Origin of the sequence: Nonomuraea sp. NPDC003804 (genome assembly GCF_040610675.1) — a bacterium.
GTDB lineage: Bacteria > Actinomycetota > Actinomycetes > Streptosporangiales > Streptosporangiaceae > Nonomuraea.
Map to the genome: position 1 here is coordinate 141,482 of NZ_JBEXMT010000025.1, position 15,107 is coordinate 156,588.

Consider the following 15,107-nt stretch of genomic DNA (forward strand, 5'->3'; position numbering starts at 1 on the left):
TCATACCTCCGGACGGAGAACCAGTTCGTGCCAGCCCGGCTTCAGGGTGGCGTCGGTGGTGTGGCGGGTGCCGCACCCGTCACGCCAGGTCACGGTGACCGGGACCGGGGCCTTCGGGTCGGCCAGCGCGAACAGCAGCTCGGCGGCGGAGACTCCACCGTGGCCGTTGGCCGGGTAGAGCTGACCGGCGGAGATGCCCGCCGCGCCCGAGCGGAGCGTCACGCTCGCGCCGACGGCCGGGGTCGTGGCGGTCGACGAGCCGCAGCCCGCGGGCCGCTTCAGGGTCAGGCCCAGGTACGGCAGGTCGGTGGGCCTGGTGTTGCGGTAGACGTAGGAGGCGCGCCACTGGTTGGCCACGGCGAAGTCCAGCTTGCCGTCGTGGTCCACGTCGGCCAGGGCGATTCCCCTGGAGACGCCGGGGTCCGCCACGCCGAGCCGGGCGGCGATGTCGTGGAAGCGGCCGTCCCGGTCTCGCGCGAAGAAGGGATTGGGATCAGATCCCGAAATATCATCGCCCGGGATGACTTGTGGCCAGATGGTGGGATTGCTCACCACAACGTCGTTGGCCATCGCCAGCTCCTGCAGGTTCGCCCACCGGTTGTCCTCACCGGCGACGAACCCGGTGGCCTGGAGCACCTGCACGTCGCCGTCCCCGCCGAAGTCGCCGGCCTTGATGTCCCAGCCCCAGCCCGACCTCGACAGCCCGAGCGGTTCGCTGAGGTCGTCGTAGTGGGCCGTGCCGCCCGCGCCCAGCACCTCGCGCCGGGTGCTGACCCAGGCGAAGTTGCTCTCCTGCAGGGCGAACTCCTCGGTGATGTTGCTCACCACCATGTCGGGCGCGCCGTCGTCGTTGAGGTGGGTGAAGGCGACGCCCATGCCCTTGAAGGAGTCGCGCCCCAGGACCTTGGACTTGGGTGTCGTCAGGTGCCTGATGCCGCCCTGGACCTCGAAGCGGGGCCGGCCCGGCGTCGACAGGTTGCGCAGCAGGTGGTCGGCGCCGAAGTCGTTGGCGAAGTAGAGCTCGGACAGGCCGTCGCCGTTCAGGTCCTGCGCGCCGATGGCCAGCGTCCAGCTCCTGGCCACGGCCGCGTCCAGCACGCCGGGCACGTCGGAGAACCGCGCCTCGCCCGGCTTGCCCGCGTTCAGCAGGATGCGGTTGACCCCGCCGTTGACCGAGGACGACATGGAGGTCTGCATGTGCAGCTCGTCCTGCCGGGCGGCCGGATCGAGCACCCGCGCGCCGTCGGGGAAGTAGTTGCCGATCACGATGTCGGTCCTGCCGTCACCGTCGACGTCGGCGAGCGAGGCCGCGTTGCTGTTCCACACCTGGTACGGCTTGACCAGCTCCTGCGCGGTGAAGGCCAACGTGCTCCCGGTGCGCAGGAACAGCACCGGCGAGCGGCCCCAGTAGTAGACCATCGCGTCGGTGCTGCCGTTCTGGTCGAAGTCGCCGGTCACGCAGCCCGTCGGCGCCATCGTGGAGGTGTACGGCAGGCTGCCGGGCGTGAGCGTGACGACCGGATAGCGGTCGCCCGTGCCGGGCACCGGGCGGATCGTCACCGAGTCGTCCCGGGTGTCCACCAGGCACACGTCGTCCGGGCGCCCGTTGCCGTCCACGTCGTCCATGGCCAGACCGGCGCCGACGGAGGAGATCCAGTGGCTGATCCGCTTGTAGGCGGGCGCGACCGCCCGGACCGTTCGCCGGGTGTCGGTCGTGTTCAGCGCCGTCTGCCGGAAGGCGAAGCGGCCGGCGAGCCGGTCCTCCTCCGCGGCGGAGATGGACGGAGCCTGCGCGGCGAAGACCCCGCCGGTGATCAGCACCACCGAGCAGAAGGCGGCCGCACCCGTCCGCAGTCTTTCGATCATGTCGTCTCCTTCGCCTGGTGGGCCTCCGCCCAGGCGTGGCGGATCCGCGCACGCCACGCCTCGTAGGCGGTGGTGGAGCTGGGCAGGCTGACCACCTGCTCGAAGGCGCGGTCGGTCCACGCAGCCGCGGTGGCCAGATCCGCGCCGGTCAGTCGCTCCACGGCGATCGCCGTGCCCGCGGGCTCGATGCCGGACAGGTGGTGCGCCTTGGCCGCGAAGGCGGCGCCCTGGGCGAGGTCCGCGCGGTGGCTCGCGGCCAGAGCGGCCAGGTCGTCCACGCCGTCGGCCGCCAGCGCGCCGGTGTAGGTGGCGGCCAGCCCGATCCCGGCCCACAGATCGCCCCGGCGCTCGGGGGCGAACCGCTCGATCGTCGCCGCGACGCGCTCGGGCTCGGCGGCTCCGTAGAACCACAGCGCGCGGCCCACGCCCTGGTCCCTGATCGCTCTGACCGGGCCGCGGGCCGCGCGCTCGATCCACTGCCGGCCGAAGACCGCCTCGGGCCGGAAGAACGCCTGGTGGAAGCCCCAGCCGTCCCAGGCAAGCCAGCCCAGCAGGGGATGCCAGGGGCGGGCCAGCCGCCAGACCGGCAGCCGCAGCCGGGCGTAGGCCCATCCCGCGCCGACGGTGATGAGATGGATGTAACCCGCGCCCCGATCCTCGCGGAGGTCGCGCAGCCGCCGTCCGCCCGACAGGCTCAGCACGTCGAGCAGGCACCTGCTCATGGCCGCGCCCTCGTAGGCGAACCCGCGGAACTCGGGCGTGACGCCGGAAAGGTCGAGCGGGCCGGAGGACTGGGTGAGGCCGTCGTTGTAGCCGCGCACGAAGCTGCGGACCACCTCGTCGAGCCGGTCACGCACGCCGGGGGCGGCCTGGGGGAAGCCCAGCCGGGCCAGGGTGAGCCGCGCGGGATCGAGGGCGAGCGCGCGACGTAGCAGTGTCGCGGTCATGGTCTACCTCACTGGATCTAGTAGGACAGGACCCGGCCGGAAGGAGTGCGAAGATCAAGAGTTTCGAGTGCCGCGGGTGCCCTTCTAGGCTTTTTCACTCTGATTTGGCGCATCGCCTGTCCCCTTTCTCATTTTTCTATATAAATCATCACCATTTTCCTCATATCAGCACGGACGACGCCTTATCTGAAGACCTAGATGGGCACCCCCCTAGGGGTAGCCATCCGGCTAGCCCAAAAGCCGCCGAACAGCGAAAATCACGCCCCCGCACATCAAGGCGGGGACGTGATGGAAAAACACAAATTTCGACTAGGCGCCGTATGCGCTCCGCAAGGCGATGGCCACCGCGAGGGTCCGGTTCGAGCAGTTGAGTTTCGCCAGAACATTGGACACCAGGCGTTTGACGCCGTGCTGGGAGATATGCAGGCGCAGCGCGATCTGTTTGTTGCCGAGCCCCTCGACCAGCAGGTCGAGCACCTCACGCTCGCGCGGGGTCAGGGTGTTGATACGCGACTGCGACTGGCGGAAGTCCGCCCTGGCCCGGCTCAGCAGCCGGTTGGCCAGGAACGACGGCATCGGCACGTCGCCGGCCACCACGCCGCAGATGGCGGCGTCCAGCGCCTGGGCGGTCAGCTCGTCCTGGACGAGGAAGCCGTTGCACGGCACCGCGGTGGCCAGGTCGAGGCCGTCCTCGTCCACGCCGGCGATCAGCACCAGCACCTTGACGTCGTGCCGGCACACCTCGGCGGCCAGCATGCACACCTCTGCCCCGTTGAGCCCGCCGAGGCCGAGGATGAGCAGGTCGAACGCCCGCTGGCGGGCCAGCTCCAGCACCTCGGAGCGGAGCGCGCACAGCCGGACGTGCCGTACCGGGGCGAGCGCGCCGAGCATGACGTTGAGGCCGTGCCTGACCAGGTCGTTGTCGACATGGACGGCCACCCGCAGGAAGCCGGCGCTCTCCCCGTGCAGGGAGTGGTGGTAGCTCGCCTGCTCCAGAACGGGGAGCCCGCTCGTGGATCCGTTCACCTTCACAGCCATCCCCTCCAGAGGTTCGACCGGGATCGGCCATGTCCGCGACGCTACGCGGCGAACGGGCTCCTTCAACGCATCCGGACCGAAGGTCGGACCGCGGGACCGAAAGAGGCAGCCCGCCGTACAACCTTCGGACCAATCAGTCGCGCGGCCGGGCCACGATGCACACCAGGGCGGCCGAGGTGGAGGTGACGTCGGTCACGGGGGTGGCCGCGAACCCGTGCGCCTCGACGGCGGGGACCACCTTGTCGACGATCTCCCTGGCGCGTCCCGCGCCGGGCGGCTCCCAGCACAGGTGCAGGCTGCCGCCGGGAGCCAGCCAGCGGCGCAGCGCGGTCAGTTCCCTGGCCGGGGAGCGCGTCCAGAACAGGTTGACGTTGACCGAGAAGATCTTGTCGAAGGAGCCGTCGTCGAACGCGGCCTCCTCGAGTCCCATGACCTCGAAGCTCGCCCTGCCCGCCGCGACGCTCACGTCGTTGCGCTGCCTGGCCGCCTCGATCGCCACCCGCGACCGGTCGATGGCGGCGAAGGTGCCCTCCTTGAGCCGGTCGAGGACGAGCTCGGCGGCGACGCCGCGGCCGCATCCGATCTCCAGCACACGATCCGAAGGCGCGAGCTCCAGCGTCTCCACCGCCCATGACAAACGCTCAGGTACCGCTTTTTCAGCCATGGTGACAACGTATCCCGCCACATACGGAATCTGGCGGAGATCGAAAAGAATCTGTCAGCAGCAAGAAACGCCCCCAGCTCACTTCCTTCCCTTTCCTATAGAAAGGAGCAAAAAGGGCATTTCTAGAGGAGAGTCGTCATGTCGGAGACAGTAGCCGCCGATTTCGAAACCCTCTACCGGGGTGCGTCTCCGGTGCCAGGGATGGAATTCGACACGGTCCCGTGGGACATCGGGGAACCACAACCGGTGGTCGTCGAGTTCGAGGGCAGGGGGCAGGTCAGCGGCGACGTGCTCGACGTCGGATGCGGCGCGGGCGACAACGCGATCTTCCTCGCCGCCCGCGGATACCGGGTGACGGGCGTGGACATCGCGCCCACCGCGATCGAGTGGGCACGGCAGCGCTCGCGCGACCGCGGCGCCGAGGTGGAGTACGCCGTCGCCGACGTCACCGACCTGCGCGGTTACGACTGCCGCTTCGACACGATCATCGACAGCGGCGTCTTCGACTGCCTCGACGCCGAGCAGCGCGACCGCTACGCCGCCGAGCTCCACCGCACCGCCAGGCCCGGCGCCAAGCTGTTGGTCGTCTGCTTCTCCGACGCGGTGACCGTCGAAGTCCCGGGCGTCTTCACGATCTCCGAGCAGGACTTCCGCACCGCCCTGGGCGGCGCGGGCTGGACCATCACCGCGCTGCGCGTGGACACCTTCCTGGTCACCGCGACGGCCACCGGATTCTTCCGGTCCGCGGGGCTCAACCTCGACACCGACGATCGCGGACGGGGGCGGCTGCCCGCCTGGGCCGTCGAAGCCGTCCGCGGCTGACCCGGAGACAACCGATGACGACACAGCTGACCGACACCGACTCCCCCGTTCCCGCCACCGGCCTGGACTGCCTCGACCCCACCTACCAGCGCGACCCCTATCCCTTCTACCACTGGCTGCTCCGCCACGACCCGGTCCACCGGGGCAAGGACGGCACCTGGTACGTCACCCGCTACGAGGACGTGCGCACGGCCATGAGCGACAAGCGCTTCGCCTGCGCCAACGTCCGCGACCACTGGGAGGAGATGGTCGGCCCCGGCGCGCTCAAGGAGGTGATGCGGGACACGATCTTCTTCGAGGACGACCCGCAGCACGGGTTCCTGCGCTCCCTCATCAGCCCGGCCTTCAAGCCCAAGCGCATGCGGGCGATGGAGCCGCAGATCCGCCGCGTGGTCGACGAGCTGCTCGAGCCGCTGGTCCGGCGCGGCGAGATGGACCTGGTGAAGGACTTCGCCGCGCCACTCGCGCTGATCTTCATCTGCGAGCTGCTCGGCGTGCCTGAGGAAGGCCACGAGAAGGTGCGCGTCTGGTCGCTGGACATCGCCCCGACCCTGGATCTCGTCCCGACCGAGGAGGAGATCAGGATCGGCCACATCGCCATGGGCCAGTTCAGCGACTACCTGGCCCAGCTGATCGCCGAACGGCCCGACCGGGCCGGCGAGGACCTCATCGGCGTCATGCTGGAGGCCCTGGAGGAGGGCAGGGGCGGCGGCGACCGGCCGCTCACGCTGAGCGCCATCATCAGCACGATCATCTCGGTGGTCTTCGCCGGGCACGACACGGTCACCAACCAGATCTCCAACAGCATCCTGGCCTTCATCCACCATCCCGAGCAGATCCGGCTGCTCAGGCAGGACCCGGACCGCATGGCCGACGCGGTCAGCGAGTGCCTGCGCTACGACTCGGCCGTGCAGTCCAACAGTCGCAGGCTCACCGAGGACGTCGAGCTCGGCGGCGTCACGCTGCCCGCCGGCGACTTCGTCGTGGCCCTCATGGGCGCCGCCAACCGCGACCCCGCGGAGTTCCCCGACCCCGACCGCTTCGACATCACCCGCACCGGCGTGCAGCCGATGTCGTTCGGCGCGGGCATGCGCTACTGCCTGGGCGCCATCCTGGGCCGGCTGGAGATCGCCGCCGCCCTGGAGCGCCTCATCTGGCTGGACGACCTGCGCGTGACGATCCCCGAGGAGCAGTTCGTCTACCAGCGCAGCTCGATGTTCCGCGGCCTGGCCAGCCTGCCCGTCGCCTTCACCCCCGTCACCGACTACCCGCCCAGGAGGAAGTAGCCCATGCCCACGGTCACTGTGGCCGACGCCGACGTGCACTACGCGCTCACCGGCTCCGGCCCTGGCCTGATCATGCTGCACGGCACGCAGGCGGGCGCCGAGGCCAGCTGGGGCCACGTGGTCGGCGGCTTCGCCGACCGCCGTACCGTCGTCACGCCGGACCTGAGTGGCAGCGGCAGGACCACGGACGGCGGCGCGCCGCTGACCGTCGAGGGCCTGGCCGACCAGGTCGTGGCGGTCGCCCGCACGGCTGCACCGGGTCCGGTGGATCTGGTCGGCGCCTCGCTGGGCGCGGTGGTGGCCGCCGCCACCGCCGCGCACCACCCCGACCTGGTCAGGAGCCTCGTGCTCATCGCCGGCTGGGCGCACGGGGACGACGTACGGCACCGGCTGAACTTCGGGCTCTGGCGCGATCTGGCGCGGACCGACTTCGACCTGTTCAGCAGGTTAGGCATGCTGCAGGGCTTCACCCCCGGCTACCTCAGCGCGCTCAGCGACGAGGGGCTGAGCGCCGTTTTGGCCGCCAACCAGCCCGCTCCCGGCCTGGCCCGCCAGATCGAGCTGGACCTCCAGGCCGACATCCGGGACCTGCTGCCCAAGATCTCCGCTCGCACGCTGGTGATCGGGCTGACCCGGGACCAGATCGTCCCGGTGGAACGCTCGCAGGAGCTGCGGGCCGCCATTCCCGGCAGCGCCTACGCCGAGGTCGACAGCGGCCACTTCGCGATCTTCGAGAAGACGGCCGAGATGGTCGGCCTGATCCGCTCCTTCCTGCTGACCGGCTGAACCGTCGAGGGGAGGACGAGGTCCCGCCTCGTCCTCCCCTCCCGCCGTGGATGCCGGCCCTCGCCCCCGCCCCCGCCCCCGCCGCCGCTCCGGCCGCGGAAGGGGGCACGGTCTCGACGAGGTGGCGCATCACGCGGAGGACCCCGCCATCTCCATGGCGGGGTCCTCGGCTGTTACGGCTCAGCGGATCCGGTAGGCCCGCAGGATCGTGAGCTCGGCGCGGTTGCCGGAAGCGTCGACGAGGGCGGCGCGTAGCGAGACATGCCCCGACCTGGGGTGCCAGACCGTCGCCTTCCACTGGTCGCCCGCGCCCTCCAGGCGCGCCGACCGCCACGACCGGCCGTCGTCGTAGGAGATCTCGACGTTCAGCCGCCGCACGGCGCTGGGCGTGGAGCCGTCCTGCCGCTGCACGTAGACCGGGAAGGAGAAGGGCCCTGACGCCGCCCGGTTGTACTCGTCCAGGCCGGGCGCGAACCGGACCACGGCCAGGGGCAGCCGCTGCTCGCCCGTGCCGGACCTGAACGTCCATGACGCGCGGACCTCGGCCGACAGGCCCGAGACGCCGCTGCGGCGGGCCGTGGCCGTCAGGCGGTAGGAGCCCTCGCCCGGGGGCAGGGTGAAGGAGCCCTTGCCGGGGAGCGCGGTGTGCCCGACCACCCTGCCGTCCCGGTACAGGACGGTGGCGGCCCGGTCGACCGTGGAGCGCGTCTCCCTGATCGGGTTCTGGTCGGTGAACAGCGGGATCTCGACGTCCAGGGTGTCGCCGGACCGCACCGCCTTCGTCCAGGACCACGGCCACGCCGGCGGGAAGGACGGCCCGAACGCGGCCACACCCCAGCTCTCGCGCGAGACCGTACCCGCGGTGAACACCTTGGGCCCGCTGTAGGTGATGATCTCGGGGGTGGCCCCGACCGCGCCGTCGAACTGGCCGAACGACGACAGCCAGTGGGTGTCGGGGATGTAGTACTCCTTGAGGGAGAACGGCAGCGGCGCCGAGACCAGGTAGTCCTTCTGGCCGACCTTGCCGGGGGCCGAGGCGGCGAACGTCGAGTCGACAGTCGCCAGGTTGCCGTCGGGGATGTGCCGCACCAGGTCCGCGGGCACCCTGTCGGGCTGCACCCACTGGAGGTGGTAGAGGTACGGGCTGCCCGCGAAGCCGCCCGCGCCGTCGGGCTTGGCGAAGCGCCCGGCGACGTAGAAGGTGAACTGTCCGGGCGGCGCCGCCGTGGTCGACGGCCGCACCAGGGTGTCGGCGAAGTTCACCGCGTGGTACCCCTGCCCGACGAACCGGCCGTCCGGCGTGTACCGCTCGAAGATCAACGCGACCTCGCCGCCGACCGCCTCCGGCCGGTCCAGCGTGATGCCGACCGGCTTGCCCTCGGTGGCCACCAGGTCGAGCGTACGGTCCCCGTCGACCACGAACAGCGGCTCGACGATGTGCGTGACGAGCGGCCCGGTCCGCACCTCCGCCTGCAGGTAGTAGGAGCCGCGCGGGAGCTTGGCCACCACCGTGCCCGAGGGGTCGTGGGGGGAGAACGACTGCTCCACCTCGAGGCTGTTGAACACCGCCGACCAGGTCGAGGTGGGCCGGCCCTGGTGGTCGAGCACGCGGATGGTGACGTCGAAGGTCTCCGCCGCCGTGGTCGTGGCCGCCGCCCGGCGCGCTCCTCCCGACCTGGTCAGGTTGAACAGCTCACGGTCGCGTCCCTCGGCGTCGGACGGGACCACATAGGTGTCGCCATGGTCGGTGTAGCTGCGGAAGCGTACCTGGTCACGCCCGCGGCCGGGTCTGACCACCACGTCCTGTCCGCGTGGCGCGTCCGGCCGCAGCAACACCCGGTCTCCGGTGACCAGAGTGATCCACTTCTCGCCGTCCGGTGCCGTGACCGCGGCACCGGACGGCGCCGCGGCCACGGCCGGCGACGGGCCGGCGACCAGCGGGGTCACGGCCAGCACGAAGAGTGATAACAGGGTCCTGAGCTTGCGTGACATCGCGGCTCCAAGGCTCGGGGGCGAGCCGAGGATAACCCGGGCGGCAAACCCCGGATCCGAGATCTTTCCGCCCCTCGCAGGAGGTCGCGCGGCCGGATCCGCCCCCGGCCACCACGGGCGCGACACCCTGCACGCAGACGCGACACCCTGCACGCAGGCGCGGACACCCTGCACGCAGGCGCGGACACCCTGCACGCAGGCGCGACACCCTGCACGCAGGCGCGGACACCCTGCACGCAGGCGCGGCGCCCTGGGCGCGCAGGCCGGTCGACCCGCGCGGGACGACCGGCCAACGGGCGGAGGGCCGCGGCATGGCGCCCGGCGAGCCGTCGCCCGGCCCGCCGGCGTAGCGTCACACCATGGGTGGGAGGAGGATCTGGCAGGTCGGCGAGGCGTATGAGCGTTACATGGGCCGGTGGAGCCGGATGGTGGCCACGGCGTTCGTCTCGTGGCTCGCCGTACCGGCCGGCCGGCGCTGGCTGGACGCCGGCTGCGGTACCGGCGCGCTGGCCGCCGCGGTGCCGGGCGCCGCCGCGCCGGCCGAGGTGGTCGGGGTCGATCCGTCGCACGGATTCGTCAGGCACGCGCGGGAGCTGGTCGCCGACCCGCGGGTCCGGTTCGCGGCCGCCGAGGCGGGGGCGCTGCCGTTCGAGGACAGGCGGTTCGACGTCGCGGTCAGCGGGCTGGTGCTGAACTTCGTGCCGGACGCGCCGGCGGCCGTGGCCGAGCTGGCCCGGGTGACCGCACCGGGCGGGACGGTCGCGGCGTACGTCTGGGACTACTCCGGCCGAATGGCGATCATCCGGGCCTTCTGGGCGGCCGCCGCCGAACTCGATCCGGACGCGGAGGCGCTGGACGAAGGGACCCGGTTCCCGCTCTGCCGACCGGAGCCGTTGCGCGCGTTGTGGGCCGGCGCCGGGCTGAGCGACGTGCTGGTCGAGCCGATCGAGGTGGCCGTGGTCTTCCCGGACTTCGACGACTACTGGCGGCCGTTCCTCGGCGCTCAGGGCCCGGCGCCGGCGTACGCCGCGTCCCTGTCCGAGGCACACCGGACGGCCCTGCGGGACCGGCTGCGCGAGCGACTCCCGGTGGCGGCCGACGGGTCGATCACGCTGCCCGCCCGGGCCTGGGCGGTGCGCGGCGCGACCCCTTAGACCGGCCGTCAGCGACCCCGGCGGCACGGCGCGAGCCCGCAGGCCGACCGTTGGTGGCCTCGATGGTGCGCGGCGCGAGCATGGCCACCGCTAGGCCGACCGTCGGTGGCGGCGCCCGTCGTCGGAGCGCGGCACCAGGGTCGGGCCGGCGTTGCGGAGCACCGTGTCGCGCCCGATCACCACGCGCGCCACGTCATTCCGGCCCGGGATCTCGTACATGACGCCGAGCAGCACCTCCTCGAGGATCGCGCGCGCCGCCCTGGCCCCGGTACGGCGCAGCAGCGCCAGCTCGGCGATCGCCTCGACGGCGCCGTCGGCGAAGTCCAGCGCCACGCCGTCCATCTCGAACAGCCGCTGGTACTGCCTGATCAGCGCGTTGCGCGGCTCGGTGAGGATCCGCGCCACCGCCGCACCGTCCAGTGGCTGGAAGGTGGCCACGACCGGCAGGCGGCCGACGAACTCGGGGATCAGCCCGAACCGCCGCAGGTCCTGCGGCATGACCTCGGCGAACGGGTCGGGGTCCGTCTCCCCGCGGACCGTGGCGCCGAACCCGGCGGCCCCGCGCCCCGCCCGCTGGTCGATGATCGGTTCGAGCCCGGAGAAGGCGCCGCCGGCGACGAACAGCACGTCGGTGGTGTCCATCCGGACGTACTCCTCCTGCGGGTGCTTGCGGCCGGTCAGCGGGGGCACACTGACGACGGTCCCTTCGAGGATCTTCAGCAGTGCCTGCTGGACGCCCTCGCCGGAGACGTCCCGGGTGAGCGACGCGTGCTCGCTCCTGCGGGTGATCTTGTCGATCTCGTCGATGTAGACGATGCCGCGCTCGGCCTTGCGCACGTCGTTGCCGGCCGCGTGGAGCAGCTTGGCGAGGATGGTCTCGACGTCCTCCCCGACGTACCCGGCCTCGGTGAGCGCGGTGGCGTCGGCCGTCGCGAAGGGTACGTCGAGCATGCGGGCCAGCGTATGGACGAGATGGGTCTTGCCGCAGCCCGTGGGGCCGATCAGCAGGATGTTGGACTTGCCGAGCTCGACCCGCTCGTCGCGCCGGCCCCGGCGTGATCGCGTGCTGACACGCTTGTAGTGGTTGTGCACGGCCACGGCGAGCGTGCGCTTGGCCCGGTCCTGCCCGATGACGTACTGGTCGAGGAAGGCGTGGATCTCCCGCGGCTTCGGCGGCCTGGGCGGCGCGCCGGCGGGGTCGAGGTCGTCGTCGACGAGCTCGGTGCACACCTCGACGCACTCGTCGCAGATGCAGATCCGGCCCGGACCCGCGATGAGCTTCTTGACCTGCTTCTGGGGCTTGCCGCAGAACGCGCACCTCAGCGCCGCGTCCCGGCTTCCCGCGTGGGCCATCGCGTGTCAGACGGTCGTCGGGGGCGCGGGCACCTGCCGGAGGCCCGGGTCGGGCAGCGGCTCAGGACGGGTGAAGTCGATCCCGCGGGTCACGGAGTCCCTCTTTTCAAATGTCGTGAACATTCAGATGTTAAGATCATTCGAAGCGCGACGCTACCGTGGATCCCTCGCCACGGCAACACGGGCGGGCCGCGGATCCGCGCCTCCGGCCCGAGCCGATAGCGTGCCGTCATGGACAGGACCTTCACCCTCGACGAGGCCCGCGCGCTGCTGCCCGTGATCATCGAGGAGGCCCGAGAACTGGTCGCCGCCCGCGCCGACCTGGCCGAGATCGCCCACGACCGCGAGCAGCACGGCGCCTCGCCGCTGGGCGGGCTCGCCGAGCTGAAGGGCATCGAGGCCCGTATCGAGGAGATCCTGACCGGCTGGACGCAGCAGGGGGTCGAGGTGAAGGGCATCGCGCCGATCCTGGTGGACTTCCCGTCGGTGCTGGACGGGCGATCGGTGCGGTTGTGCTGGATCGAGGGCGAACGCGAGCTGTCCTGGTACCACCGCACCGAACTGGGCTTTCCCGGCCGTCGCCCGCTCTGAGTCGCAGTGGTCGTCGCGGCGAGGCCAAACCCTGCCGAGTCCTTGACGTGACGCAGACCCAGCCCGGCGACCCGCTTTCCTAGGCTTTGACCGTCGGACCACTCGAAACCGCGAGGAGGCCCCGGTGGCCACTGCGATCCCCGGCGAGAACTCCCGATACCTGCCGATCGCCGACCACGGCCTGATCGGCGACCTGCGCACGACCGCGCTGGTCGGCACGAACGGCACGATCGACTGGTACTGCTGTCCCCGGTTCGACTCCCCCAGCGTGTTCGCCTCGCTCCTCGACAGCGAGCGGGGCGGCTCGTTCGAGCTGGCCGCCGACGTGCCGGCCAGGACCAAGCAGTTCTACTTCCCCGACACCAACGTCCTGATCACCCGCTTCTACGCCAACGACGGCGTCGGCGAGATCCAGGACTTCATGCCCGTCGCCGACGAGGCGCTCGAGCACGACCGCCACCGGCTCATCCGCCGGGTGACCTGCGTGCGGGGCGCGCTCCCCTTCCGGGCGCGGATAGCGCCGCGGTTCGGTTACGGAAGCGAGCAGCACACCCTCCGCCTGGCGCACGGCCAGGCCGTCTTCGAGACCCCTTCCCTGTCGCTGGCGCTGACCGCCACCGTGCCGATGGAAGCCGACGGCACGGACGTGTGGTCGGAGTTCAAACTTCAGGAGGGTGAGCACGCCGTCTTCGCCCTCGACCGTGTCGGCGACGGAGTCGCGCCGCGCTCGTGCGCGACCACCGAGGCCGAGGAGCAGTTCACCGCCACCGTCGCCTTCTGGCGGCGCTGGCTGTCCACCTCGCGCTACCGCGGCCGCTGGCGCGAGATGGTGCACCGGTCGGCGCTGGTGCTGAAGCTGCTCACGTACGCCCCGACCGGCGGCATCGTGGCCGCGCCGACCACCAGCCTGCCGGAGTCGATCGGCGGCGAGCGCAACTGGGACTACCGCTACGTGTGGGTGCGCGACGCCGCGTTCTGCGTCTACGCGCTGCTCAGGCTCGGCTTCACCGGGGAGGCCGCGGCGTTCATGCGCTTCCTGACGACCAGCGTGTGCACCTGCACGCCCGGCACGTCCGGGCCCTTGCAGATCATGTACGGCATCGACGGGCGCGGCGACCTGCCGGAACGCCTGCTCGACGACTTCGAGGGCTACCAGGGATCGTGGCCGGTCCGGGTTGGGAACGCCGCCGTCGACCAGTTGCAGCTCGACATCTACGGCGCGCTCGTCGACGCCATCTACCTCTACGACAAGTGGGGCAAACCGATCTCCAGCGACGACTGGGACTACGTCGGCACCCTGGTCGACTGGGTGTGCGACAACTGGGACCAGCCCGACGAGGGCGTGTGGGAGACCCGCGGCGGTCGCAAGAACTTCCTGTACTCGCGGCTGATGTGCTGGGTGGCCATCGAGCGCGCCATCCGCCTGGCCAACCACCGCGGGCTGCCCGCCGACCTGGCCCGCTGGCAGCGGACCCGCGACACGATCTACCGGCAGATCATGCGCCGCGGCTGGTCGGGCGACCTGGAGGCCTTCGCCCAGTATCTCGACGGCGACGTCCTCGACGCCTCGGTGCTGATGATGCCGCTGGCCAAGTTCTCGGCGCCCACCGACCCGAAGTGGATGTCCACCCTCACCGCCCTCGGCAACCATCTGGTGTCCGACTCGCTGGTCTACCGCTACGACCCGCAGGCCAGCCCGGACGGCCTGCAGGGCATGGAAGGCACGTTCTCGATCTGCTCGTTCTGGTACGTCGAGGCGCTCGCCCGCGCCGGACGTCTGGACGAGGCCCGGCTGGCCTTCGAGAAGATGCTCACCTACGCCAACCATGTCGGCCTGTTCGCCGAGCAGATCGGGCACACCGGCGAGCAACTCGGCAACTTCCCGCAGGCGTTCACCCATCTGGCGCTGATCAGCGCCGCCTTCAACCTCGACCGCGCGCTCGGCTGACAGCGCTGGTTGAGGGTTTTCCGGCCGGAGTCCAGCAGAAAGCACGAAAAGTCCCAAGAGGACTTCAATGAAACACTTGAAGGGAGGGAACCCGACTCCGAAAGGACCCGTCCGAGCGTGACCGAGAACGACATCATCGACTTCGTCAGCGGCCTGCCCGCCACCGTCGCCATCACCGCCGGCGAGGACAACGGCACCCCCGAGGCGGCATGGGGGGACACCTTCTTCTTCTACGCCCCCGAGGGGACGATGCCCACCGACGGACGCCTGCCGTACGCGACGGTCGTCGTCAAGGACTACCCCGGCTGGGACACCGCCTCCGGCCTCGACCGGCCCGGCGTGTTCCGGCTGAACATCGCCGTCGGCCGCGCCGCCTTCGAGGAGCTGATCGGCTACCCGCCCGCGGCCCACGCCGACCACCACGCCGGCGTCGACTACACGGCGACCGACCGGATCATCCCGCACCCGCTGTACGCCGTCCAGGGATGGATCTGCGTCCTCAACCCCGGCGAGGCGACCGGCGGGCAGGCGTACACGCTGCTGAACGAGGCGCACGCCAGGGCGGCCAAGCGTTACCGTCCCGGCCGCTGACCCGTCGGGCCGCCGGTACAAACTTGACGATCGCTATCCGGGCTGGTGGGGGCCGGACACCGGCAGGTT

The 15,107-nt window shown here is 71.0% G+C and carries 13 protein-coding genes; 7 read left to right on the forward strand and 6 right to left on the reverse strand.

Annotated features, from left to right (window positions below; all coding sequences use genetic code 11):
- The 4 genes from ABZX22_RS30840 to ABZX22_RS30855 all read right to left on the reverse strand — a co-directional run bounded on the left by ABZX22_RS30840 (position 1) and on the right by ABZX22_RS30855 (position 4,515).
- Positions 1-1,866, reverse strand: coding sequence for a VCBS repeat-containing protein (locus tag ABZX22_RS30840; RefSeq protein WP_354915535.1), 1,866 nt, complete (start codon positions 1,864-1,866; stop codon positions 1-3).
- Positions 1,863-2,813, reverse strand: coding sequence for a DUF1702 family protein (locus ABZX22_RS30845; RefSeq protein ID WP_354915537.1), 951 nt, complete (start codon positions 2,811-2,813; stop codon positions 1,863-1,865). The genes ABZX22_RS30840 and ABZX22_RS30845 overlap by 4 nt, the downstream gene beginning before the upstream one ends.
- Before the next feature lie 309 nt (positions 2,814-3,122).
- Positions 3,123-3,845 carry a response regulator transcription factor gene (locus tag ABZX22_RS30850; RefSeq protein ID WP_354915539.1) on the reverse strand — a complete coding sequence of 241 codons (723 nt, stop codon included), beginning with the start codon at positions 3,843-3,845 and terminating at the stop codon, positions 3,123-3,125.
- Between the two features lie 139 nt (positions 3,846-3,984).
- Complete coding sequence (locus tag ABZX22_RS30855) at positions 3,985-4,515, reverse strand: methyltransferase domain-containing protein (protein ID WP_354915541.1); 531 nt, start codon at positions 4,513-4,515, stop codon at positions 3,985-3,987.
- Positions 4,516-4,716: 201 nt separating this feature from the next.
- On the opposite strand from ABZX22_RS30855, the gene ABZX22_RS30860 reads away from it, so the two are divergent.
- From ABZX22_RS30860 to ABZX22_RS30870, 3 genes are read left to right on the forward strand one after another with little or no spacing between them, the layout of a single operon-like run.
- Complete coding sequence (locus ABZX22_RS30860) at positions 4,717-5,337, forward strand: class I SAM-dependent methyltransferase (RefSeq protein ID WP_354915544.1); 621 nt, start codon at positions 4,717-4,719, stop codon at positions 5,335-5,337.
- 14 nt (positions 5,338-5,351) lie between these two features.
- On the forward strand, positions 5,352-6,623 hold the full coding sequence (locus ABZX22_RS30865) for a cytochrome P450 (protein WP_354915547.1): 1,272 nt from the start codon (positions 5,352-5,354) through the stop codon (positions 6,621-6,623).
- 3 nt (positions 6,624-6,626) lie between these two features.
- Positions 6,627-7,409 (forward strand): alpha/beta hydrolase, encoded by a 783-nt coding sequence (locus tag ABZX22_RS30870; protein WP_354915550.1) that lies wholly within the window; start codon positions 6,627-6,629, stop codon positions 7,407-7,409.
- 180 nt (positions 7,410-7,589) lie between these two features.
- Here the strand turns inward: ABZX22_RS30870 and ABZX22_RS30875 are convergent, their stop codons facing one another.
- On the reverse strand, positions 7,590-9,401 hold the full coding sequence (locus ABZX22_RS30875) for a hypothetical protein (RefSeq protein WP_354915553.1): 1,812 nt from the start codon (positions 9,399-9,401) through the stop codon (positions 7,590-7,592).
- Between the two features lie 359 nt (positions 9,402-9,760).
- Here ABZX22_RS30875 and ABZX22_RS30880 point away from each other — a divergent pair, with 359 nt between their 5' ends.
- Positions 9,761-10,555: a methyltransferase domain-containing protein gene (locus tag ABZX22_RS30880; RefSeq protein ID WP_354915556.1), complete on the forward strand. Its 795-nt coding sequence runs from the start codon at positions 9,761-9,763 to the stop codon at positions 10,553-10,555.
- A 90-nt stretch (positions 10,556-10,645) separates the two neighbouring features.
- Here ABZX22_RS30880 and clpX read toward each other — a convergent pair whose 3' ends face one another.
- Positions 10,646-11,908, reverse strand: a complete 1,263-nt coding sequence (clpX, locus tag ABZX22_RS30885; RefSeq protein ID WP_354915558.1) for an ATP-dependent Clp protease ATP-binding subunit ClpX — start codon at positions 11,906-11,908, stop codon at positions 10,646-10,648.
- 231 nt (positions 11,909-12,139) lie between these two features.
- Here clpX and ABZX22_RS30890 point away from each other — a divergent pair, with 231 nt between their 5' ends.
- The 3 genes from ABZX22_RS30890 (at position 12,140) to ABZX22_RS30900 (ending at position 15,038) form a co-directional block, all read left to right on the forward strand.
- Positions 12,140-12,499, forward strand: coding sequence for a DUF2203 domain-containing protein (locus tag ABZX22_RS30890; protein WP_354915561.1), 360 nt, complete (start codon positions 12,140-12,142; stop codon positions 12,497-12,499).
- A gap of 124 nt (positions 12,500-12,623) precedes the next feature.
- Complete coding sequence (locus ABZX22_RS30895) at positions 12,624-14,447, forward strand: glycoside hydrolase family 15 protein (protein ID WP_354915564.1); 1,824 nt, start codon at positions 12,624-12,626, stop codon at positions 14,445-14,447.
- A 117-nt stretch (positions 14,448-14,564) separates the two neighbouring features.
- Positions 14,565-15,038 (forward strand): DUF6194 family protein, encoded by a 474-nt coding sequence (locus tag ABZX22_RS30900; protein WP_354915567.1) that lies wholly within the window; start codon positions 14,565-14,567, stop codon positions 15,036-15,038.
- Positions 15,039-15,107 lie beyond the last annotated feature (69 nt).